The organism is Flavobacterium faecale (assembly GCF_048320115.1).
In the GTDB taxonomy this organism is placed as follows: domain Bacteria; phylum Bacteroidota; class Bacteroidia; order Flavobacteriales; family Flavobacteriaceae; genus Flavobacterium; species Flavobacterium faecale_A.
The window spans coordinates 1534383-1555807 of record NZ_CP182943.1 but is presented as its reverse complement, the minus strand read 5'-3'; the positions used below and the strand labels follow the sequence as shown (position 1 = coordinate 1555807).

Sequence of the window (21425 nt, the reverse complement as noted above, 5' to 3'; positions counted from 1 at the left end):
AAAAGACAAAGATTTCAAAAACTAATTACAACCCCAAAACTTTTATCAATAAGCACAGCTTGCGTTGTGCTTATTGATTTATTGGACATTAGCAGAGATGCTAATAGCTATCTTAATAAGATGATAGTAATAAAACTTAGTTCACAAATCAAGCAAACTTAGATCAGGAATAATTTTAACATTAAAACCAAAATGGTGCCTATCATAAAATCTTTTTCGGCGATTTTATCATAGACATCTTTGCTAAACATATATAATTTCGAAGGCTTCTTGGAACCTGCTACTTTGCGTTTGTTATCTAGAGGAACAATATAAGTCTTGCTAAGGGTTTTTTTTCTGAAATTCCGGTTATCCAGTTCGATGTTTAAAAGTATCTCAAACGCTGATTGCAGTTCATTTAACGTGAACTCAACTGGAACCAAATCAAACATTACCGGCTCTGTTGTGATTTTTGATTTTAAGTCTTCATAAGCATCATTAATAATCCTTTTGTGGTCATAACCCACTTCAGGTAACGATTCTACAGGAAACCACTTAAAATCACTACCATCTCTTAGTGCAATATTTTCTTTTGGTATGGTCAAATAATAAACCACGGTAATCGTACGGGTTTCAGCGCCTTGACTTCTAACCCACAATAAATCTTTATCCGAATGGATACGGTTTTGACTTCCATAGGTTCTAAACTGCTTTTTATTGGGAAAGTTTTTTTCTGTGACTCTTTTTAAAATTCGCTCTGCTGATTGTCCTAGATTGTTACTCTTTAAAACATTTTCACCAGGCAAAACCCAATCGTCAATCAAAGGATAATTGTCATTGTACAAATTCAAGGTTCTTTTTTGCAGTAAAACACTAAGATTATCTGTCCCTAGACCAAAAATCACACAATCTACCGATAAGTTATTTATTTTTCTAAAGTCCATAATTTAAACTGGAATTACCTCCCATAGGTCCATTACACAAATATAACTGTTTTAATAACTTTATTACCTACATTTTTCTTTTCAAACACAAGATTTTCATTTTAAATATAATTTAATTACGTAATTTTAACGCTTATTAATTACATTTCATGATTACCCAAAACTATGGCAAAATCTTATTACCTTAATGCAGAAAACTTAAGTTTATTGCCAAAAGACATTTCGGTACCTTCTTATGACCGAGACCTCATCAGCACCAGCATTGTGCATATTGGAGTAAGCAATTTTCACCGTTCTCATCAAGCTTATTATATTCATGAACTTATTGATAAATACAACGAATTGAACTATGGGATTTGCGGTGTAGATTTATTGGATTCTGACCGAAAAATATACAATATCCTGAAAGACCAAGATGGATTATTTACTTTGTATACCAAAGAAAAAAATGGTTCTCATAAAGCCAAAATCATTGGCTCAATTGTAGAATATTTTTACGGCCCAGAAAACCCGCTGGCGGTAATTGAAAAAATGGCAAATCCTGACATCAAAATTATCTCTTTGACCATTGCCGAAGACGGTTATCATTTAAATGAAATTACAGGTGAATTTGACATCAATCACCCAGGAGTGACTGAAGATATCAAAAACCCTTTTAGCCCTAAAACTGTTTTTGGGTATTTGACCCAATCATTCAAGTTAAGAAAACTTCGAAACCTCCCAGGTTGCACCATCATATCTTGTGACAACATCAAGTCGAATGGAGATACCATGAAGCAATCACTATTAAAATACGTGAGTAAAATAGAACCAGATCTTTTAGATTGGATTGCAAAAAACACCAGTTTCCCCAATACCATGGTCGATAGAATTACGCCTATCACCAACTCAAAAGACATTAACACATTAAAGGAAGATTTTTTTATTGATGACCAATGGCCAGTAGTTTGCGAATCTTTTTCCCAATGGATAATCGAGGATCAGTTTATTCACGACAGACCTAGTTGGGATAAAGTGGGCGTGCAATACACTCAAAATATTGCTCCTTTTGAAAACTTAAAACTGCGCTTGCTAAATGCGAGCCACACCATATTAGGAATCCTAGGAACCTTACACGGCTACAAAACCGTATATGAAACAGCAAATGACACTGATTTTATGTTTTTCTTAAAAACATTTTTAGACGAAGAAGTAACACCAACACTTACCGATTCCGATAAAAAGAGCATTGAGAATTACAAAAAAAGCTTGGTTTCCCGATTCCTGAATCCGCATATTAATGACCAATTATTTCGTATTTGCCAAGAAAGTTCAGCTAAGGTTCCTTTGTTTATTTTACCTACAGTCAAACACCAACTGGAAAACGAAAAGAAAGTAAAGAGTGCGGCATTTGTAATCGCTGCTTGGACGAAATACAATGACGGGGTGGACGACAATGACAATCCTTATGAAATCATTGACACTTTGAGCGGTACTTTGATTAGAACGGCAGCGCTATCTATCCAAAACCCGATAAAATTCCTTGAAATCAAATCTATTTTTGATGATTTAAGCCAGAACGAAGTATTTACTTCCTATTATTTAGAAGCCCTTGCTTTACTAAGAGAAAATAAGGTAAAAACTTGTATTCAGAACTGGAATGCAAACTAATTCCCATTCAAAAAACTCGAACTCTAGCGCATAAAAAAACTTCATAATCTGCATTATGAAGTTTTACGACAAATTCTAAAATGTTCAAGTTAAAAATTGTAAGACGATGAACTAATAATCCTTTAACACAATAAGATTACTCTTTAACATTATTCAAACTTTAAAAAAATGTAAACCATTAAGAAATTAAGATTCTTCAAGCCTTTATCCTCAAAATTCCTTAATGGAGAACACATCTATTTTATTTATTTTTTGCACTCTTTTTTAAGAAACGGCTTTACCCATTAAATTTCTTATGGTATCTTCTTCTATTATTGGATTGGCACCCTCATAACTTGCTACCAAAGCGCCCACTGCACAAGCATAATCAATAGACTCTTGTGGGTCAGATTTTTTGACTAATTTATTAATCAAAGTGCCTAGAAAAGAATCTCCTGCTCCTACTGTGTCAGCCACTGTAATCTTGTATCCTGGATTCGAATAAAAGTTTCCTTCAAAATACAAAACAGCTCCTTTACTACCTAAGGTCACACAAATACAATCAGTCTTTGTTTTTTGAGCGATATACAAAATGGTTTCTTCTAAATTTTGCGTCTCTGAACCTAGTAATCCCGCAATTTCAAAGATTTCGTCATCATTGAATTTAATAAAATCAGCCTCGTTCATCAAATGGGATAAAACATCAGCCGAGTAATATGGCTTACGCAAATTAACATCAAAAACTTTATATTTTGCAAGCTTCAATAGTTCGTACAAAGTGGTCCTACTGACCAAATCTCTAGCTGCTAAACTTCCATAAATAAAAACATCAGCTGTTTGTGTCAATTCTTTTGCTACATCTGTCAGTTGAATATTATCCCAGGCACGTGGCTGCATAATATCATAAGAGGCAGAACCTGATTCATCTAAGACAACTTTGACCTTACCTGTTTTATAATTAGTATCTACCTGAACACCTTGATCATTAACATTGTTCTCTTTTAAAAAGTCCAGCAATAATTGCCCCTTCTTATCCATTCCAATACTGCTGATTATGGCCACATCATTCTGCATTGACCTCAACCGAACAGCAACGTTCAGTGGTGCGCCTCCAATTTTTTTATGCGTTGGAAACACATCCCACAATACCTCTCCAAAACAGGTTGCTTTTACCATTATTTCTCAATTAGCAAGTTGTTATTCAACTCTATTATACATTTTTCAACCCCAAAACTTACAATATTCTGATAAGCTTTAGCGAAAGCGTCACTAAAAATTTCTGATTTACTTAGGTTTCCAAAAACTTCCTCTAGTTCTAAAAAGTTCTTTGGATATTCTTGTGCTAATTTGGCTTGTGCTAAAAGTGTTTCCTGCAAAGCATCTTTAATGTTTATAGCTTCCTTTTTCTCATTGAAACCTAAACTATAAACTGCCCAAGCTGCAATTACAAATGAAGCTAAACTAATTGCTTTATCTCCCTTTAATTGCTCTTGTACTGTTGGCAAAATAAACTTTGGCATCTTAGCCGAAGTTTCAGAACAAATTCTGTCAATTTGGTCTTTGATGTAAATATTGCTAAATCGATTTATCAATGTTTGTTTGTAGGCTGTTAAATCCATACCTTCTAAATCACGAAGAATAGGCGTAACCTCTACATCCAAATAATTTGCTAAGAAAGTCCCAATATTAGGATCAGTTACGGCTTCGTCGATAGTAGAATACCCCATCAAACTCCCTAAAATCCCAACTACAGAATGCCCTGCATTTAACAACCCCAGTTTCATCTTCTCGTATGGAGCAACATTTTTTACAAACTGTACTCCTACAGCTTCTAAATTTGGTCTTCCTGCAATAAACTCATCTTCGATGACCCATTGCTGAAAAGATTCACAAACCACCGGCCATTGATCTTCAATCCCAGAAACCTCTTTCAGTTCTGCAATATCAGCAGGAATCGTAGCTGGTGTAATCCTGTCCACCATACTATTGGGGAAAGAAACATTATCCTTAACCCAATCCAACAAATCAGGTTGTGCAAATTCTATGTAAGACAAAAGCATTTTCTTGGTTACATCACCATTTCCTTCAATGTTATCACAAGAAAGAATGGTAACCCCAGCTGTATTTTGTTCTTTACGTAATTTTAAAGCTTGTGTCAAATAACCAAAAATAGTTATTGGGCTATCTGTATTTTTACTATCGTGTATAATTTGAGGATTGTCAAAATTAAAACCACCTGTTGCTTCGTTTAAATTATAACCTCCTTCAGTAATGGTAAGCGTTATAATTTTCACATCAGGATGTGCCATTTTATCAATCACAGCTTTAGGACTATCTGGAGCAAACAAATACTCTACAATAGATCCAATAACACGTTTGGTCAAAGTACCATCCAATTCTTTTACCACTAGGGTATACAAACCGTCTTGGTCTTTTAAAGTGTTGTAAATTTTTTGATCAAAATTTAACAAAGCCACTCCACAAATTCCCCAATTTGCATTGGATTCGTCATGTAATAATTGATCTAAATACATGGCTTCGTGCGCTCTATGAAACCCACCAACACCTACGTGAACAATTCCTGTTTTTACGTTTTCTCTATTGTATTTGGGAATAGAAACCCCTGCAGAAAGTTTATTTAAATTTCCGCTATTTAATTTATAATGTTCCATGATGATTATTTTTTACCTTCGATTTTTTGAAATAATACGGCTAAGATGATGATTACCCCTTTTACAACTTGTTGTGGATAAGAAGGGACATTTAATAGATTCAAAATGTTTCCAATTAATCCCAAGATAAGGACACCCATCAGCGTATTAATTGCTGTTCCTTTTCCTCCATTTAAACTTGCTCCACCAATTACTACAGCAGCAATAGCGTCTAGCTCCCAAGCCACACCCATATTAGGCGAACCTAGATTAGTTCTTGAAGCGGTGATGATTGCAGCAATAGCAGCCAAACTACCAGAGATAGCGTAAACTAAAAACTTATATTTATTTACTCTAATTCCAGACAAACGCGAAGCTTCTTCATTACTTCCCATGGCAATAATTAATCTACCAAAAACATTAAATCGCAACATAACCGAAGCTAAGGCAACGATAATAAAAAACACAATAGCAATATTTGGAATCCAAAGTGTTGAATTATTAGCAAAATCAGACATAAAAGCACCTCCTGGTGTTTCAAAAGTTACTGGAGACCCTTTAGAATAAATAAAACCTAAACCTCTAGCAATGGTCATTAAAGCCAAGGTTGCGATAAACGGGGCCATTTTTCGATAGGCTATCAAATAACCTGAAAAACTTCCCAAAGCAAACCCTAATAGTATAGTTATCAAAATAGCTACTGGTAATATCACCGTATTTACTAAGATGGCAAAAGTTACAGCTAATAAGGCCACTACCGAACCAACCGACAGATCGATTCCGCCCGTCAAAATCACAATTAACATCGCGATACTTACAATACCAATTCCAGAAACTTGTTTTAATAAATTAGAAAGATTGGTTTCTGTAAAAAAGACATCAGATATTAATGCCGAAAAAATTACCAGAAGGATAAAAATAAAAATTGTATTATGCTTGATGATAAACTTTAGTATATCACCCAGACCAGTTGCTTGTTTATTTATAGATGTATTCATTTTATTTATTTTTAATGTTAGTTATTGATTATGCTTTTAATTCTTCTCCGATGGAATATCTTAAAATATTTTCTTCAGTAAATTGATCTTTTGACAACTCGCCAAAAACAGTTCCTTTGTGCATTACTAGAATTCGGTCTGCAATTCCCATAATTTCAGGCATATCTGAAGAAATAACAACAACACCAACTCCTTTTTTTGCAACTTCATTTATTAGGTTGTAGATCTCAATTTTGGCACCTACATCAACTCCCCTTGTAGGTTCATCAATAATAATTAATTTACTATCAATGCTCAACCATTTGGCTAAGGCTACTTTTTGTTGATTTCCACCTGATAAATTTTTAACATCAACCTCACTACTTGGAGTCTTGATATTTAATTTCGTAATCAAACCATTAACATTATCAGACTCTTTTTGATTATTTATAAATCCAAGCTTACTTGAAATAGGCTTAAAACTTGTAATACTGATATTTCGCTTGATTGAAAGTGGTAAAAACACTCCCTCTTCTTTTCTATCTTCGGAAACAAATCCAATTTCGTGCTTAACAGCTTCAAAAGGCGAATCCGTTCTAATTTCTTTACCGTTCAGAATTAAGGTTCCCGATTTCTTCTTATCGGCACCAAAAATCAGCTTTGCCATTTCGGTTCTTCCACTACCTCCTAACCCAGCGATTCCTAAAACTTCCCCTGGTCGCACTGAAAAAGAAACATCTTTTACAAAACCATCACTACCATAAAGATTTTTAACTTCAAAAACAGGTTTCTCAGCCACCTCTGTATTACGTGTAGGATATAAATCCTCTAGCTCACGACCAATCATCAACTTGATTACATTGTCTTTATTGATGTCTTTAGTAGCCATACTACCCGTATCCACCCCATCTTTTAGCACTGTAATTGTATCCGCAATCTTAAATATCTCTTCTAAATGATGGGATATATAGATAATAGACATCCCTTCACTTTTAAGTCTTAATAGATTCTCAAACAATTTCTTTGCGTCATTTGGGTCGAAAACTGTAGTGGGCTCGTCTAGAATCAACACCTTTGTGTCTTCAGATAGGGCTTTAGCTATCTCCACCACTTGTTTTTGAACAATGCTCAAATCTCTAACCGTTGCTGATGCATCAATTTCAAAACCCAAAGAGTCAATTAAATCTTGAGCGTCTTTAGTAATTTCTTTCCAATTCATCCAAAATTTACTTGCTCCTAACTTGTGCAAATAAATATTTTCAGCCACAGACAAATCATTCACTAATGACAATTCTTGATACACCACGCTAATCCCTAAAACCTGACCATCGTGTGTGTTTTTTGGATTAATTTCGGTGCCATTCAAAAGGACTTTACCACCGTCCTTTTGATGCACACCACTTAGAATTTTAACTAATGTAGATTTTCCTGCTCCATTTTCCCCGAGTAAAGCATGGATTTCTCCATGCTTTATTTTCAAATTAACTCCTTCGAGAACAGAAACAACTCCAAAACTTTTGGTTATTCCAGTCATTTCAACTCGGTATTCACTTATCCTATTTTCCATACTACTATAGTTTTATTAGATTAAAACAATGCTTTTGGGTTGTAATATTTAGCTGCATTTTCTTTTGTAATCAACAATGGATCAGTGTATGAAATTTTAGAAAAATCTCTTTTACCATTTATATATTGCACTGCAGCTTCTACAGCATTTTTCCCAATTTGAACTGGACTATTCATGGCAGTACAACCATAGAAATTAGTATCCATAATGTATTTGATTGCTTCTTTTTGTCCATCTGCCGCAGCAACTATTAAAATATCATTTGTTTTTCCTGCCTGAGCAATCGCCTTAATAGCTCCCAATACACAAACATCAGATTCAGTAATTACTACATTTACATCAGGATGTGCTACTAATACATCTTCCATAGCTTTCATACCTCCTGCATAAGTCCAGTCTGTGTACATTTGTGTTTTTACATTAAGATCAATGTATCCTAAACTTCTCAATTGCTCTTCAGTAATTCCTTGTAAAAGTCCTTGTTTACGTGTTTTTCCAACAGGATTTCCTGCATTTCCACTTAGTAAGGCTATTTTCATTTTTTTTGCTCCAAATTTCTTCGCTACCCATTCTCCAGCTAATTCACCATTAGCCAAATTGTTTGATTGAATTGTCGTTACATAATCTGCAGAAGGGCTGATTGAACTGTCAATAATAAATACTGGGATACCCGCTTTTTTCGCAACTTGTGTTACACCTACTAAAGCATCTGGATCTTTTGGATTCAATAACAAAGCATCAACTCCTTTAGTAATCAAATCTTCGCAAGCCGCAATTTGTTTATTGATATCTCCTTGACCATCTGCAGACAAGAATTCCATTCCGTTTGCTTCTGTAGTTTCTTTAATACTTGTCAATAAAGCTTGGTAGTAGGGTGCATCCAATGAAGGCGTACAATACCCAATTTTCAAACCTGTCAAATCTTTAGCACTTTCAATTTTTTCCCCAGTAGATTCCGTAGCTTCTGTTTTGTCTTGACCACCTTTGTCTTTATCGATACAGCTTGCTGCACTTACTATAATTGCCAACATCAATAGTGGCTTAACCAATTTTTTCAATAATGTTTTCATCGTTTTTAGTTTAGATTGTTAATATGTTTTTACTTAATTAAAATATTTTCAAGTCAACTTGTAGTACAGTTTTTTGTTTTTCTGGATTCCACATTGCGGTAACATCCACTGGTAAAACATAGCTTCCTAATTTTACATTTTTTGAAAGTGTTGCTCCTACATTGATAAAATTACCTTTACCTTCTGTATAAAAAGTTTTGTCTGTTATAAAAGACCAAGCCCCACCAGCAAAAAGCGAAAGATGACTATCTCCTTTTTCCCATACTTTGCTTTTAACCTCTAAATAATGCGTGTACGAATCTTTCAAAGAACCATCAGATTGCACTTGATAATCTCCAGAACCACCTTCTATAATAGTAGCTAAATACAACAAAGTACTTTTAGAAACCTGATAACCAATGTTTAAATCTACGAAATTATATCCTTGTGTTTTATCATAACTCCAATAACGTAACACATCACCTCTTTCTTCAACACCTGTGTAGTTGTTGTGAGTAACCGCTTCAACGAAAAATTTATCTGAAAAACGGTATACTGTATAAAGGGAAAATTCTTTATAGTGCGCCCCTACTTGGTCTCCATTCTTATTAGTTACATCTGAAGCAGCACCAGCACCACCCCAAAAACCAAATGTAAACTTCTTATTTCGAGTGTTATACTCTAAATTAGTTGCAGCCATTGGACCTGGAGTCACTGTAAAACCATGCCATAGGTGCATGTTTTTCAAATGAAGCCCAAAAGTAAATGGCTCATAATTATCCTCTACCATAGTTTCTTCGGCAGCTCTTTTAACTTTTACACCTTGTGCCTGCATACTGCCTGCCCCAAAAAGCACCCCTAAAGCTAATGCTTTTAACGCTAGTTTTTTACCAAGCTTTACATTACTTAAAGCAACTGCACTTTTGATTAATTGTTTCATGATTAAATTTGTTAGTTAGTTAATTTTTTGGTTTTAATATAAAACGTATTTCTTACGCTTTATTAAAACAAAGATATAACTATTTTTGATATTACTAAAAATTTTTTCATTTAAAAAAACACTTAATTCAATTAAAAACGTTATTTTTTATCATTTAACCATATATATCAAGGGATTTGCAAAATATTTATATTACGTAAAAAATACGTTTTATAATCCGAAAAGAAAGAAAATTCCACTATTACGATTTCGTCTTTAGTCCAAAATTGATTCTTTACTACTAAAAAATAAGCCTAAAAACTCTAGAATTCATCAAAAACCTTCCGAAAAAACAGTTGAAATCCAAAAGGCAATAAAAGCTATTAACCCACTAAAGAGCCAATCCTATAATATTTCTAATTCAAATCATAATAAAACCCTAAACCCCATTAGTTTCCAAAAAGTCTTTATTACATTTGTATATACAAACATTTAAAAAATGAAAAACACACTTAAAATTCAAATATGGTCGGACATAATGTGCCCTTATTGTTATATAGGAAAAAGACGCATTGAAAACGCCATAGCAGAGTTTGGACACCAAGACGTAATAGAAATAGAATGGAAAAGCTTTCAACTGGACGCCAATTTTATAGCCTCAGCGGAGGACAATATCTACGATCACCTAGCTGAAAAATACCGTAAAGACAAAGATTGGGCTATAGAAATGGTTGCAAACATGACTCAAAATGCCAAAAATTCTGGATTGGAGTTTAATTTTGACAAAGCTATATTAGCCAATTCATATCATGCGCACCGATTATTACATTTAGCTAAAAAACATCATTTAGCTAATGAATTAAAAGAATTGCTTTTTAAAGCTTACATGACCGACGGAAAAAATATAGACGATAAAAATACGCTAATTGCCCTAGGACAAGAAGTAGGCATGGACAAAGAGCTAGTAGCAGGCGTTTTAAATTCGGATGCCTACGCTAATGAAGTACAAAAAGATATTTCCATGGCACAGCAAATCGGAATTCAAGGAGTACCGTTTTTTGTTTTCGATAATAAATATGCTATTTCAGGTGCACAACATGTGGAAACTTTTGTCAAAACACTTGAAAAAGTATGGGAAGAAGGCGATTTTAGTCCACAACTAACTCTTTTAAACAATGAAGAAGGTGATAGTTGCGGTATAGAGGGCTGCGACTAGTTTCATTTACCATTAAGACCCTAACAAACAAAGTCATACCATCTAATTTGCATATTAATCAAAATAAAAAAATGTTATTTTTTTAAACCATTAAGCAATTAAGAATAAATTTTCTTAATTGCTTAATGGTAAATACAAACTATATAAAAACGGTAAATTAAGTGAGCTACTGATAGTAGTTGTACTTAGTAATGACATAATTCAACCAATGATTACTTTCCATTATAGGAAGTCATGGTAAGTTCCAAGCCTGCTGTTCCAAAAGATTTTATGATTTCTGCTGCCATCTCATAACGCTCTGGCAACTTGGCCTCTTCTTCAGCAGTCCATTCGCCTAATACATAATCCACCTGTTTTCCTTTTTTGAATTCGTCACTGATTCCAAATCGAAAACGTGGATACATATTGGTATTCAATACCAAATTGATATTTTTCAAGCCGTTATGTCCGCCATCACTCCCTTTTGAGCGAATTCGAATGGCTCCAAAAGTCAAATTCAAATCATCGGTAATCACTAAAATATTCTCAACTGGAATATTCTCTTTGTCCATCCAATATTTAACTGCTTTACCGCTTAAATTCATATAGGTATTAGGTTTCAAAAGAAAAAATGTTCTTCCCTTGAACTTATATTCTGCCAAAGCACCCAATTTTACAGTTTCAAAAGAAAGTCCTTCTTTTCGAGCAAAGAAATCCAAAACCTTAAAGCCAATATTGTGACGCGTATTCACATATTCTGCACCAATGTTCCCCAGACCTACTATTAAAAATTTCTTCATATTATCCGTTTTGTTCTCGATGGTTGATGAGGAAAACAATTGTTGTATCCATTTTATCATGCCGCAAAAATAAGGGTATTTATTAAAATCTATGCAAAATCAATTTGTAAAAAAATAAAAAAATAAAGCCAAAAAAAATCCTTTTACAAATGAATACTCAAATGCAAAAGGATTTATGTTTATTTTAAATAATAACTATTTAACTAATGAAACTTCCAAAGGATTGTTGATGTTTTCTGAAAATTGGTCCAAATAATCCTGCCATTCTTTTGCATTTTTAATATCACCTTGTTTTTTCCAAGCATGACCAGCGTAATAAACAACTATATTGTTTTTCACTTTTAAATTAGCATAAGCATTGCTTAAATCAACCGCTTTAGTATCATAGGTTTCAAAATCACAAAAGTACTTTTTAGTAGCCACGATTGCCGTTCCGATTTCAGAATCCCCAATAGGCTCATAATAACTTACCCATCCCTTTTTTTATTCCCAGTAACTTTTCCTTTCTTTTCGTGAAGTGTCAATCCAGCAGCAATAGTTTTGGTGCCTTTCAGAGAGGTTTCAAACTTAGACAACCTACTTCCTAAATCTAAACTGATAATTTTAGATTCAATAATCTTATTGCCATTAGCATCCCAATCTGCATATTTCAAATAAAAACTCGTACGTATTGGCCCAGTGGTTATGGTCTTATATTCAGTATAATTTTTTCCAATATAAAACTGACCTTTATTTTTTACGGCAATTCCACCCACACCTCTACTAGAACCTACGTGAAAATTGTCAAGTCCTTCGCCAGTATCCTCATGATAGGTTCCCGTTTTATCGACCACTTTCTTATACCATTTATTGATAATTGGATAGTCAACTCTTTTCAACCAAGCATCTACTCCACTAGAAAGTGTTCCTCCTGGGATTTTATCTTCAATCATTTTTTGGGCTACAGGACCGTACACTCTAAAAGCAACCTTGTCGTTTTCCCAGGTATAATCATCTGTACGTTCAGGCACAAAACGAGAATAACAGTACTCAATCGACTTTGGTCTTACTTTATCTGACACTTTGATTACTTCAAATTCTTGGGTCGATTTAGCTGCAACTACGGGTTGAAATAACAATTCGTCCATAACGCCATCACCATTTGTATCGACTACTTGTGTAACCAATAATTTACCCGTTTTTTTATCCTTAACACCTAAGACAGACAAGTCATTGGTTTTTAAAAATTCTTTGGTCAAAGTAACGGTTTCAAACGAGCGTTGCTTATTTAAGCTGTTTTTCACTTTTATCGTTATTGGGTCTTCTTTTGTTCCAAAAGAAAACAACAACATACTTAAAATAGCACCAGAAAATAATTTGAAAGCATTCATACGTTGGTATTTTATATTTCTAACCCCCCTATTCCATTCGCATAACAACATTGACATCAAAAACCAAAGTACTTTATGCGCATTTCATATTTAAAGTTATTATTGACTAATTAATCTTCGTTTGATGGCTTACCGATAGTAGCTAAAATTCCACCATCAACATAAACAACATGTCCATTTACAAAATCACTTGCTTTAGAACTTAGAAAGATTGCTGCACCTTGCAAATCATCAGGATCACCCCAACGTCCTGCAGGAGTTCTGCTAATAATAAAATCATTGAATGGATGCCCATCTACACGAATTGGAGCTGTTTGACTCGTTGCAAAATAACCTGGTCCAATTCCATTAGTTTGAATATTAAACTTAGCCCATTCTGTAGCCATGTTTTTAGTCAACATTTTCAATCCGCCTTTAGCTGCGGCATAAGCACTAACAGAGTCCCTACCCAATTCGCTCATCATAGAACAAATATTAATAATTTTTCCTCCGCCACGTTTAATCATTCCTTTAGCAACATTCTTAGAAACAATGAAAGGACTAATTAAATCAACTTTAATCACGGCTTCAAAATCTTCCACCTCCATATCAACCATTGGAATCCTTTTGATAATACCCGCATTATTAATCAAAATATCAATAGGTCCAACTTCTGCTTCAATTTTAGCAATATTCGCAATCACAGCCGCCTCATCAGTTACATCAAAAATGTAACCATAAGCTTCAATACCAACTGATTTGTATTCTGCTACTGCATTATTAACCGATTCTTCTGAAGAACGATCGTTAACAACAATCTTAGCTCCTGCATGACCTAATCCTTTAGCCATAGACATTCCTAACCCATGAACTCCACCTGTTACAAGCGCTACTTTGCCTGTTAAATCAAATAAATTAATTGACATAATTCTAGTTTTTTTATATTATCTTAAATCGGTTATGTTACAAAAATCCATATCACCATAATCTAGGTTTTCTCCTGCCATTCCCCAAATGAAAGAATAACTACTAGTACCTGAACCTGAATGGATAGACCATGGTGGTGAAATCACCGCTTGATTATTACCCATCCAAATATGTCTTGTTTCGTCAGGTTGCCCCATAAAATGACAAACTGCTTGGTTTTCTGGAATTTCAAAATAAAAATAAACTTCCATTCTACGATCATGAACGTGAGCTGGCATGGTATTCCAAACACTTCCACTATGTAAAGTGGTCATTCCCATTTGCAACTGACAAACATCAACAACACTATTTACAATATACTTTCTTAACGTACGTCTGTTGGCTGTTTCTGGAGTCCCTAATTCTACTACCTCTACATCATCAATTCCAATTTTTTTAATTGGATATGCCTTATGTGCTGGAGTAGAGTTTATATAAAACAAAGCTGGATTTGATTTATCACTACTATTAAAAGTAACCTTTTCATTTCCTTGTCCTATATATAAAGCTTCTTTATGATCCAACTCATATGCTTCGCCATTAACTGTAACTGTTCCTTTTCCACCAACATTAATTACCCCCAACTCTCTTCTCTCTAAAAAATAAGAAGCTTTTAATTGATCTATAGTTTCTAATTGCACCGTTGTTCCAACAGGTTTTACACCACCTGTAATGTATCTATCATAATGAGAATACACCAAATTGATTTTATCATCCTCAAACAAACTCTCAACTAAAAATTCCTTACGTAACTTAGCAGTATCATAAGACTTTACATCCTGAGGAGCAGCTGCATAACGCGATTCATATTTATTTTTCATCTTTTTCATTTTAAAATTTCGGTGTAAATATATAAATAATTATTCTTAAATACAATCGATTGTATTTTGTTTTTTATTATTGACTACATTTGCAAAACAACTCCTTAATGTTACCAACTGTTTTTTTTAAAAAAACAAACAATTATCTTTGAACGCAACAAACAAGCATGAAAAACAATAACGTCACCATTCATGACATCTCAAAGGCATTAGAAATTGACAGTTCAACTGTTTCAAGAGCACTCAACAACAGCCCACGAGTTTCTCAAAAAACAAAAGATAAAATCCTAAGCATGGCCAATGAATTAGGATACCAACGCAATAGTTTAGCTTCAAAATTAAGAACAAACAAAACCTATTCTATAGGCGTTATCGTCCCAAGAATTTCACGTCATTTTTTCTCTTCAGTCATTGCAGGAATAGAAGAAACTGCTTTTGATGCTGGTTATGACGTAATTATTTGTCAATCCTTAGATGATTTTGAAAGAGAAAAAAAACTCATGAACACCATGCTATCTAACAGGGTAGACGGCATACTGATATCCGTTTCTATGAAAACCATAGAGTACAATCATTTTAAAGAATACCAAAAACAAGGCTTCCCTATTCTCTTTTTTGACAGACCTTGCAGCATAGAAAACAGCACTAATGTCATCATTGACGATTATAAAATTAGCATGGAAGCTACTGAACATTTAATCAAACAAGGATGTTCCAATATCGTACACTTTTCAGGGCCACAAAAATCACAGCTGTATCAAAACAGAACTAACGGCTACAAAGCAGCTTTAGAAAGAAACAATATTCCAATTCGAGAAGAATATATTTTTGAATCCTACTTAATGAGAGAAGACGGAATAGAAATGGCAAAAAAATTACTCAAGCTCCCTCAAGTAGACGCGGTTTTTTCATCAAATGACACTTCGGCGATTAGCGCCATGCAATATTTAAAAGAAAACGACATTCGCATTCCTGAAGATATTGCCTTTGTTGGCTTTAGCAACGAACCAATTTCAGCCGTAATAGAACCTTCATTGACAACAGTAAAACAGCCCGATTTTGAAATGGGAAAAATAGCAGCCAGTTTGTTATTTGAACAGATAAAAAACAAAACCAACAAGGGACTAAATCATACAAAAATATTAAAACCTGAATTAATCATCAGAAACTCTTCTAGAAAAAAAGAATAAATACCAACTAAAACCGGAAAAACATCAGTAAAAACCAAAATTGGCAATTTATAGGTTCCGCATTATTGCTTTATTATTGCTCGCAATCAACAATTCATTATTTTGAACCGTTTTGGAAATTCTTTTTTCAGAAAAAAGAAATAGTATAAAAACAAAAAACCGCTTCTTTCGAAGCGGTTTTTGTACCCGGAGCCGGAGTCGAACCGGCACGGTTTCCCACAGGTGTTTGAGACCAGCGCGTCTACCAATTCCGCCATCCGGGCGCAGCAGACTAAAAAAGTCATTCTTTAACGCAATAAATAGAAATCTTGCAACCCCTATTCCTTTAACACGGTGCAAATGTATAAAAAAAATCAAAACATTCTAATAAAAAAACTAAAAAATTCCCTTTCATAGTGGATTATTTTTTCTAAATTTGCAGCTCGTAAAAACAAGAGGCACTAACTAATTATAAAACAACAAATTAAATGTCACATAAAGAACCAGAAGCTAAAATATTTGCTTGTTCACAAAGTGTCTATCTAGCAGAGATGATTGCTGATAAGTATGGAATTCCATTAGGAAAAATGACTATGTCACACTATAGTGACGGAGAATTCCAACCTTCATACGAAGAGTCCATCAGAGGGTTACGCGTATTTTTAGTATGTTCAACTTTTCCATCTGCGGATAATTTAATGGAACTTTTATTGATGATTGACGCGGCAAAACGCGCATCAGCTAGACATATTACTGCTGTAATTCCTTATTTCGGTTGGGCAAGACAAGACAGAAAAGACAAACCTAGAGTGCCGATTGGAGCAAAATTGATTGCTAAAATGCTGGAGACTGCTGGAGCGACTCGCATCATGACTATGGATTTGCACGCGGATCAAATTCAAGGTTTCTTTGAAAAACCAGTAGACCATTTATTTGCCTCTACTATTTTCTTACCTTATATAGAAAGTTTAAAATTAGACAATCTTATGATTGCTTCTCCAGATATGGGAGGTTCTAAAAGAGCATACGCTTACTCTAAATTCTTAAACTCTGAAGTCGTAATTTGCTACAAACAAAGAAAAGCAGCCAACGTTATTGAAACGATGGAATTGATTGGGGAAGTAAAAGGTAAAAATGTAATCTTGGTTGATGATATGATTGACACAGGAGGAACATTAGCCAAAGCTGCCGATTTGATGATTGAAAAAGGAGCTTTGAGTGTAAGAGCCATTTGTACACACCCAATTTTATCAGGTGGTGCTTATGAAAAGATTGAAAATTCCAAGTTAAGCGAATTGATTGTAACAGATTCAATTCCATTGAAAAAAGCATCTAAAAAAATAAAAGTAGTAAGCTGTGCACCGTTATTTGCAGAAGTAATGCATATGGTACAACACAACAGCTCTATCAGCGGAAAGTTTTTAATGTAGATTTTAAGCTTTTAACTCTTGGCTTTTCGCCATTTGGAAAACCTAAACTGACGCAAAACAAACTGCTGACAGCTAATAGCCAACAGCTATAAACATGAATTATTAACAATTATATATATACAATGAAGTCGATTACAATTAAAGGATCAGAAAGAGAAAGCGTGGGCAAAGTAGCTACTAAAGCCTTACGTAATGCTGGAGCGGTTCCTTGCGTTTTATACGGAGGAGATCAACCAGTGCACTTTTCAGCAGAAGAAAAAGCATTCAAGAGCTTGGTTTACACTCCAAACGCACACACAGTTGTGATTGATTTGGGTAACGGAAAATCATTCAATGCAATTTTGCAAGACATTCAAGTTCACCCAGTATCTGACAGAATTTTACACATTGATTTCTTTCAAATTTTTGACGAGAAAGAAATTGCTATTGAAGTTCCTGTTAAAATCATTGGTAACTCAAAAGGAGTTATGGCAGGTGGAGATTTACGTTTGAACAACCGTAAATTAAAAGTTAAAGCATTACCAGCAAATCTTCCTGATTTTGTTGAAGCTGACATTACTCCACTTAACATGGGTAACAAATTATATGTTACTCAAGTCCCTACTCCAAACTTCAAAATCTTACACCCAGACAACACTGTTATTTGTCAGGTGAAGATTTCTCGTGCTGCTATGAAAGCGGCTCAAGAAGCTGCAAAAGCTGCAAAAGGAGCTACTGCAAAAGGAAAGAAAAAATAATTTTTTTCAAAATACACAATCAAAAAGACTGTCTCAAAAGACAGTCTTTTTTTTACATTTGGATTATGAAACAATTACCCAAAACTCTTTTAACCAAAATCCAAAAAAGGATAGACTCCAATGCATTGCGGCAATTGGGCACTAATTCTAAGAGCATTGATTTTTCATCCAATGATTATATCGGATTTTCGAAATCTGCAGCAATTTTCGAGCAGACCCACCAATATCTTATAGCCCATAATTACACCCAAAATGGCTCAACAGGTTCTCGCCTCATTTCTGGAAACCATGAAATCTATTCTACCATTGAAAAAGAAATTGCAAACTTCCACGAAGCAGAGTCCGCATTAATTTTTAATTCAGGCTATGATGCTAATCTGGGCTTTTTTAGTTCAGTTCCTCAAAAAGGAGATTTTATACTCTACGACGAACTCTGCCATGCTTCTATTCGGGACGGAATTCAATTATCAAACGCGAAAGCCTACAAATACGACCATAATGACTTTGAAGATTTAGAACGGTTGATTCTAAAATTCAAAAACACCACCACAATATACATTGCTACAGAAAGTGTCTTCTCAATGGACGGCGACAGCCCTAATCTGGAAGAACTAGTTGCCTTGTCAGAAAAACACAATTGCCATTTAGTTATTGATGAAGCGCACGCCCTTGGTGTATCTGGCGAATATGGACAAGGTTTGGTTCAGTATTTAGGATTGCAAAATCAAGTTTTTGCACGCATTATGACTTTTGGTAAAGGACTAGGCTGTCATGGTGCTGCGATTTTAGGGGCTAAAGATTTACAAACCTACCTCATCAATTTTGCTCGAAGCTTTATTTACACGACAGGACTCAATCCTCATTCGATAGCTACCATTGGCATTGCCTATCAAAACTTAATTAGCCAATCTGAAAATATCGGTCATTTAAGAGAAAATATTTTGTGGTTCAACCAAGAGAAAAAGCTTCTCGGGCTTCAATCATTATTTGTACGTTCTAAATCGGCCATACAATGCGCAATTATCCCTGGAAATGAAAAAGTAAAAGCAATTGCTAGCCAATTACAAGAAAAGGGATTTGAAGTCAAAGCCATCCTCTCTCCCACAGTTCCTGAAGGACAAGAACGCTTGCGCTTTTGCTTACATAGCTTTAATACAAAAAAGGAAATATCCGAAATTCTAAACTCCTTAAGTTCTTTAGTTTTTTAAAGCAATCCAACTAAAACTTTACGAGTCTTCTTTTCTATCTTTGTGAATCTTTGCGAAATACTTTAAAAAATGAAACTATTTATAACAGGAATATCGACCGATGTAGGCAAAACAGTTGCCTCGGCAATCATTACAGAATCACTAGAAGCGGATTACTGGAAACCCGTTCAAGCAGGCGATTTAGAAAACTCCGATACGATCAAAGTACAAACCTATATAACGAACAGCAAATCACAATTTCATAAAAATAGTTATGCCTTGTTAACTCCTGCTAGTCCACATCATGCAGCGGCATTAGATGGAATCACTATAGATTTGAACCAAATTAAAGAACCAGTCACTGATAATCATTTGGTTATTGAAGGTGCGGGCGGCATTTTTGTACCATTGAATGACACTGACACCATAATTGACCTTATTGCACCCGACTACAAAATAATTGTCATTTCTAGACATTACTTAGGAAGCATCAATCACACTTTATTAACCATTGAAGCTTTGAAAAACAAAAATTTAACTGCAGCTGGAATCATCTTTAGTGGTGATGAAAACCAAGCAACCGAATCGATTATTTTGAATAAAACGGGATTAAAATGTATAGGACGCATTGCACAAGAACCATACTTTGATCAAAATGTAATCAAAGAATATGCAGAATTATTTCGAGAAAATCTTTTAAACTTATAACACCCAACCAACCCCTCCAAGGGTTTCAAAACCTTGGAGGGTTACAAACCACATCCATGACCTTAGCAGAAAGAAACCAAAAGCACAACTGGCATCCTTACACACAACACAAAACCGCTCAACGACCCATTGCGATTGTCAAAGGTGAAGGCGCTTTGCTATGGGACGAAGACGGTAAAGAATATATTGACGCCATTGCATCTTGGTGGGTAAATCCTTACGGACACTCAAATCCTGTAATTGCTGAGGCGATTTACAAGCAATTGACCACTTTGGAACATGTGCTTTTTGGAGGATTTACGCACGAACCTGCGGTGGAACTTTCGGAGAAATTGATGGCAATTTTACCATCGAATCAAAATAAATTGTTTTATTCTGACAATGGTTCGACTTCGGTAGAAATTGCCATTAAGGTTTCGATGCAATATTTTTTCAACCAAGGCATCAAGAAAACCAAAATCATTGCTTTTGAAGATGCTTTTCATGGGGATACTTTTGGAGCGATGGCAGCAAGTGGTATTTCGTTTTTCACCGAAGCTTTTAAAGATTCTTTGATTGAAGTAGTACGTATTCCTGTACCTACTTTAGGAAACGAAGAAGCTTCTATAAGAGCGCTAACGGAATTAGTAATTACCAATGAATGCTCGGCCTTCATTTTTGAACCCTTGGTACAAGGAGCCGCCGGAATGGTGATGTACAAGCCCGAAGTTTTAGACCGATTGATTGCCATTTGCAGAGAAAATCAAGTTTTCACCATTGCTGATGAAGTAATGACAGGTTTTGGAAAAACAGGCAAAAACTTTGCTTGTGATTACTTGACTCAAATGCCTGATATGATGTGCATTTCGAAAGCCTTAACAGGTGGCGCCATACCCATGGCAATTACTAGTTTTACCCAAGAAATTTTTGATGGATTTTATGATGACGACATCAACAAAGCATTGTTTCATGGTCATACTTTTACAGCCAATCCTACAGGTTGTGCGGCCGCTTTGGCAAGTTTGCAATTACTACAATCAGAGAAAATGCAAGCCAATATCCAACGCGTACATCAAAGTCATTTAGCATTTGAAAACAAAATCAAAAAGCATCCTAAAGTGGCAACAACCCGCGTTTTGGGAGTCATTTTTGCCTTAGAAATCAAGACCGAAAACGAAGAAACTTATTACGGTTCTTTCCGCAATAAATTATACAATTTCTTTATTGAAAACGGAGTCATCATCAGACCTGTGGGAAATATTGTTTACATTTTACCACCCTATGTGATGACCGAAAATCAACTCAATAAAGTCTACTCAAAAATCGAAGAAGTATTGGATTTCATTTAGTTTTTAAACATCACAACCCA

General features: G+C 34.7%; 20 protein-coding genes and 1 tRNA gene. 8 read left to right on the top strand and 13 right to left on the bottom strand.

Annotation, left to right across the window (positions count from 1 at the left end):
* Nucleotides 1-158 precede the first annotated feature (158 nt).
* Nucleotides 159-923 carry an NUDIX hydrolase gene (locus tag ACNH59_RS06550; protein ID WP_418264629.1) on the bottom strand — a complete coding sequence of 255 codons (765 nt, stop codon included), beginning with the start codon at nucleotides 921-923 and terminating at the stop codon, nucleotides 159-161.
* A gap of 165 nt (nucleotides 924-1088) precedes the next feature.
* Between ACNH59_RS06550 and ACNH59_RS06545 the strand changes: the two genes are divergently transcribed.
* A complete protein-coding gene (locus ACNH59_RS06545) occupies nucleotides 1089-2573 on the top strand; it encodes a mannitol dehydrogenase family protein (RefSeq protein WP_418264628.1) in 1485 nt (494 codons plus the stop codon).
* A 264-nt stretch (nucleotides 2574-2837) separates the two neighbouring features.
* Here the strand turns inward: ACNH59_RS06545 and ACNH59_RS06540 are convergent, their stop codons facing one another.
* The 6 genes from ACNH59_RS06540 to ACNH59_RS06515 are packed head-to-tail and all read right to left on the bottom strand — an operon-like array spanning nucleotide 2838 to nucleotide 9736.
* Nucleotides 2838-3728 (bottom strand): carbohydrate kinase family protein, encoded by an 891-nt coding sequence (locus ACNH59_RS06540; protein WP_418264627.1) that lies wholly within the window; start codon nucleotides 3726-3728, stop codon nucleotides 2838-2840.
* Nucleotides 3728-5224, bottom strand: a complete 1497-nt coding sequence (locus ACNH59_RS06535) for a mannitol dehydrogenase family protein (protein WP_418264626.1) — start codon at nucleotides 5222-5224, stop codon at nucleotides 3728-3730. Before ACNH59_RS06535 ends, ACNH59_RS06540 begins: the two co-directional genes overlap by 1 nt.
* A 5-nt stretch (nucleotides 5225-5229) precedes the next feature.
* A complete protein-coding gene (locus ACNH59_RS06530; protein ID WP_418264625.1) occupies nucleotides 5230-6201 on the bottom strand; it encodes an ABC transporter permease in 972 nt (323 codons plus the stop codon).
* 28 nt (nucleotides 6202-6229) lie between these two features.
* The gene (locus ACNH59_RS06525; RefSeq protein WP_418264624.1) at nucleotides 6230-7747 is read right to left on the bottom strand and encodes a sugar ABC transporter ATP-binding protein; all 1518 of its coding nucleotides are present in this window, start codon (nucleotides 7745-7747) and stop codon (nucleotides 6230-6232) included.
* A gap of 20 nt (nucleotides 7748-7767) precedes the next feature.
* Nucleotides 7768-8817: a substrate-binding domain-containing protein gene (locus ACNH59_RS06520; protein ID WP_418264623.1), complete on the bottom strand. Its 1050-nt coding sequence runs from the start codon at nucleotides 8815-8817 to the stop codon at nucleotides 7768-7770.
* Between the two features lie 37 nt (nucleotides 8818-8854).
* Nucleotides 8855-9736: a hypothetical protein gene (locus ACNH59_RS06515; protein ID WP_418264622.1), complete on the bottom strand. Its 882-nt coding sequence runs from the start codon at nucleotides 9734-9736 to the stop codon at nucleotides 8855-8857.
* A 478-nt stretch (nucleotides 9737-10214) separates the two neighbouring features.
* On the opposite strand from ACNH59_RS06515, the gene ACNH59_RS06510 reads away from it, so the two are divergent.
* A complete protein-coding gene (locus tag ACNH59_RS06510; protein WP_418264621.1) occupies nucleotides 10215-10931 on the top strand; it encodes a DsbA family oxidoreductase in 717 nt (238 codons plus the stop codon).
* A 212-nt stretch (nucleotides 10932-11143) separates the two neighbouring features.
* Here the strand turns inward: ACNH59_RS06510 and pth are convergent, their stop codons facing one another.
* From pth to kduI, 5 genes are all read right to left on the bottom strand, one after another.
* Nucleotides 11144-11770 carry an aminoacyl-tRNA hydrolase gene (pth, locus tag ACNH59_RS06505; RefSeq protein ID WP_418264620.1) on the bottom strand — a complete coding sequence of 209 codons (627 nt, stop codon included), beginning with the start codon at nucleotides 11768-11770 and terminating at the stop codon, nucleotides 11144-11146.
* Between the two features lie 135 nt (nucleotides 11771-11905).
* On the bottom strand, nucleotides 11906-12133 hold the full coding sequence (locus ACNH59_RS06500; protein WP_418264619.1) for a DUF4861 family protein: 228 nt from the start codon (nucleotides 12131-12133) through the stop codon (nucleotides 11906-11908).
* 44 nt (nucleotides 12134-12177) lie between these two features.
* Nucleotides 12178-13080 carry a DUF4861 family protein gene (locus tag ACNH59_RS06495; protein ID WP_418264618.1) on the bottom strand — a complete coding sequence of 301 codons (903 nt, stop codon included), beginning with the start codon at nucleotides 13078-13080 and terminating at the stop codon, nucleotides 12178-12180.
* Nucleotides 13081-13190: 110 nt separating this feature from the next.
* A complete protein-coding gene (locus ACNH59_RS06490) occupies nucleotides 13191-13985 on the bottom strand; it encodes a gluconate 5-dehydrogenase (RefSeq protein ID WP_418264617.1) in 795 nt (264 codons plus the stop codon).
* A gap of 18 nt (nucleotides 13986-14003) precedes the next feature.
* Nucleotides 14004-14846: a 5-dehydro-4-deoxy-D-glucuronate isomerase gene (kduI, locus tag ACNH59_RS06485; RefSeq protein WP_418264616.1), complete on the bottom strand. Its 843-nt coding sequence runs from the start codon at nucleotides 14844-14846 to the stop codon at nucleotides 14004-14006.
* A 167-nt stretch (nucleotides 14847-15013) separates the two neighbouring features.
* Here kduI and ACNH59_RS06480 point away from each other — a divergent pair, with 167 nt between their 5' ends.
* The gene (locus ACNH59_RS06480; protein ID WP_418264615.1) at nucleotides 15014-16036 is read left to right on the top strand and encodes a LacI family DNA-binding transcriptional regulator; all 1023 of its coding nucleotides are present in this window, start codon (nucleotides 15014-15016) and stop codon (nucleotides 16034-16036) included.
* 183 nt (nucleotides 16037-16219) lie between these two features.
* On the opposite strand, the gene ACNH59_RS06475 is transcribed toward ACNH59_RS06480, so the two are convergent.
* Nucleotides 16220-16299, bottom strand: a tRNA-Leu gene (locus ACNH59_RS06475).
* Between the two features lie 204 nt (nucleotides 16300-16503).
* On the opposite strand from ACNH59_RS06475, the gene ACNH59_RS06470 reads away from it, so the two are divergent.
* The 5 genes from ACNH59_RS06470 to bioA all read left to right on the top strand — a co-directional run bounded on the left by ACNH59_RS06470 (nucleotide 16504) and on the right by bioA (nucleotide 21405).
* Entirely contained in the window at nucleotides 16504-17445 is a 942-nt protein-coding gene (locus ACNH59_RS06470) for a ribose-phosphate pyrophosphokinase (RefSeq protein ID WP_418264614.1), read from the top strand.
* Between the two features lie 122 nt (nucleotides 17446-17567).
* Nucleotides 17568-18182, top strand: coding sequence for a 50S ribosomal protein L25/general stress protein Ctc (locus ACNH59_RS06465; RefSeq protein WP_418264613.1), 615 nt, complete (start codon nucleotides 17568-17570; stop codon nucleotides 18180-18182).
* A 65-nt stretch (nucleotides 18183-18247) separates the two neighbouring features.
* Nucleotides 18248-19390, top strand: a complete 1143-nt coding sequence (locus ACNH59_RS06460) for an aminotransferase class I/II-fold pyridoxal phosphate-dependent enzyme (RefSeq protein ID WP_418264612.1) — start codon at nucleotides 18248-18250, stop codon at nucleotides 19388-19390.
* A 69-nt stretch (nucleotides 19391-19459) separates the two neighbouring features.
* Complete coding sequence (gene bioD / locus ACNH59_RS06455; RefSeq protein WP_418264611.1) at nucleotides 19460-20077, top strand: dethiobiotin synthase; 618 nt, start codon at nucleotides 19460-19462, stop codon at nucleotides 20075-20077.
* 56 nt (nucleotides 20078-20133) lie between these two features.
* Nucleotides 20134-21405 (top strand): adenosylmethionine--8-amino-7-oxononanoate transaminase, encoded by a 1272-nt coding sequence (gene bioA, locus ACNH59_RS06450; protein ID WP_418264610.1) that lies wholly within the window; start codon nucleotides 20134-20136, stop codon nucleotides 21403-21405.
* Nucleotides 21406-21425: the final 20 nt, after the last annotated feature.

Coding starts and splice junctions, on each gene's coding strand:
- ACNH59_RS06515 (WP_418264622.1), bottom strand. CDS start 9,736: ATGAAACAATTAATCAAAAGTGCAGTTGCTTTAAGTAATGTAAAGCTT.
- ACNH59_RS06530 (WP_418264625.1), bottom strand. CDS start 6,201: ATGAATACATCTATAAATAAACAAGCAACTGGTCTGGGTGATATACTA.
- ACNH59_RS06520 (WP_418264623.1), bottom strand. CDS start 8,817: ATGAAAACATTATTGAAAAAATTGGTTAAGCCACTATTGATGTTGGCA.
- ACNH59_RS06490 (WP_418264617.1), bottom strand. CDS start 13,985: ATGTCAATTAATTTATTTGATTTAACAGGCAAAGTAGCGCTTGTAACA.
- ACNH59_RS06535 (WP_418264626.1), bottom strand. CDS start 5,224: ATGGAACATTATAAATTAAATAGCGGAAATTTAAATAAACTTTCTGCA.
- ACNH59_RS06460 (WP_418264612.1), top strand. CDS start 18,248: ATGAAACAATTACCCAAAACTCTTTTAACCAAAATCCAAAAAAGGATA.
- ACNH59_RS06525 (WP_418264624.1), bottom strand. CDS start 7,747: ATGGAAAATAGGATAAGTGAATACCGAGTTGAAATGACTGGAATAACC.
- ACNH59_RS06470 (WP_418264614.1), top strand. CDS start 16,504: ATGTCACATAAAGAACCAGAAGCTAAAATATTTGCTTGTTCACAAAGT.
- ACNH59_RS06545 (WP_418264628.1), top strand. CDS start 1,089: ATGGCAAAATCTTATTACCTTAATGCAGAAAACTTAAGTTTATTGCCA.
- ACNH59_RS06540 (WP_418264627.1), bottom strand. CDS start 3,728: ATGGTAAAAGCAACCTGTTTTGGAGAGGTATTGTGGGATGTGTTTCCA.
- pth (WP_418264620.1), bottom strand. CDS start 11,770: ATGATAAAATGGATACAACAATTGTTTTCCTCATCAACCATCGAGAAC.
- bioD (WP_418264611.1), top strand. CDS start 19,460: ATGAAACTATTTATAACAGGAATATCGACCGATGTAGGCAAAACAGTT.
- ACNH59_RS06510 (WP_418264621.1), top strand. CDS start 10,215: ATGAAAAACACACTTAAAATTCAAATATGGTCGGACATAATGTGCCCT.
- ACNH59_RS06550 (WP_418264629.1), bottom strand. CDS start 923: ATGGACTTTAGAAAAATAAATAACTTATCGGTAGATTGTGTGATTTTT.
- ACNH59_RS06495 (WP_418264618.1), bottom strand. CDS start 13,080: ATGAATGCTTTCAAATTATTTTCTGGTGCTATTTTAAGTATGTTGTTG.
- ACNH59_RS06465 (WP_418264613.1), top strand. CDS start 17,568: ATGAAGTCGATTACAATTAAAGGATCAGAAAGAGAAAGCGTGGGCAAA.
- ACNH59_RS06480 (WP_418264615.1), top strand. CDS start 15,014: ATGAAAAACAATAACGTCACCATTCATGACATCTCAAAGGCATTAGAA.
- bioA (WP_418264610.1), top strand. CDS start 20,134: ATGACCTTAGCAGAAAGAAACCAAAAGCACAACTGGCATCCTTACACA.
- kduI (WP_418264616.1), bottom strand. CDS start 14,846: ATGAAAAATAAATATGAATCGCGTTATGCAGCTGCTCCTCAGGATGTA.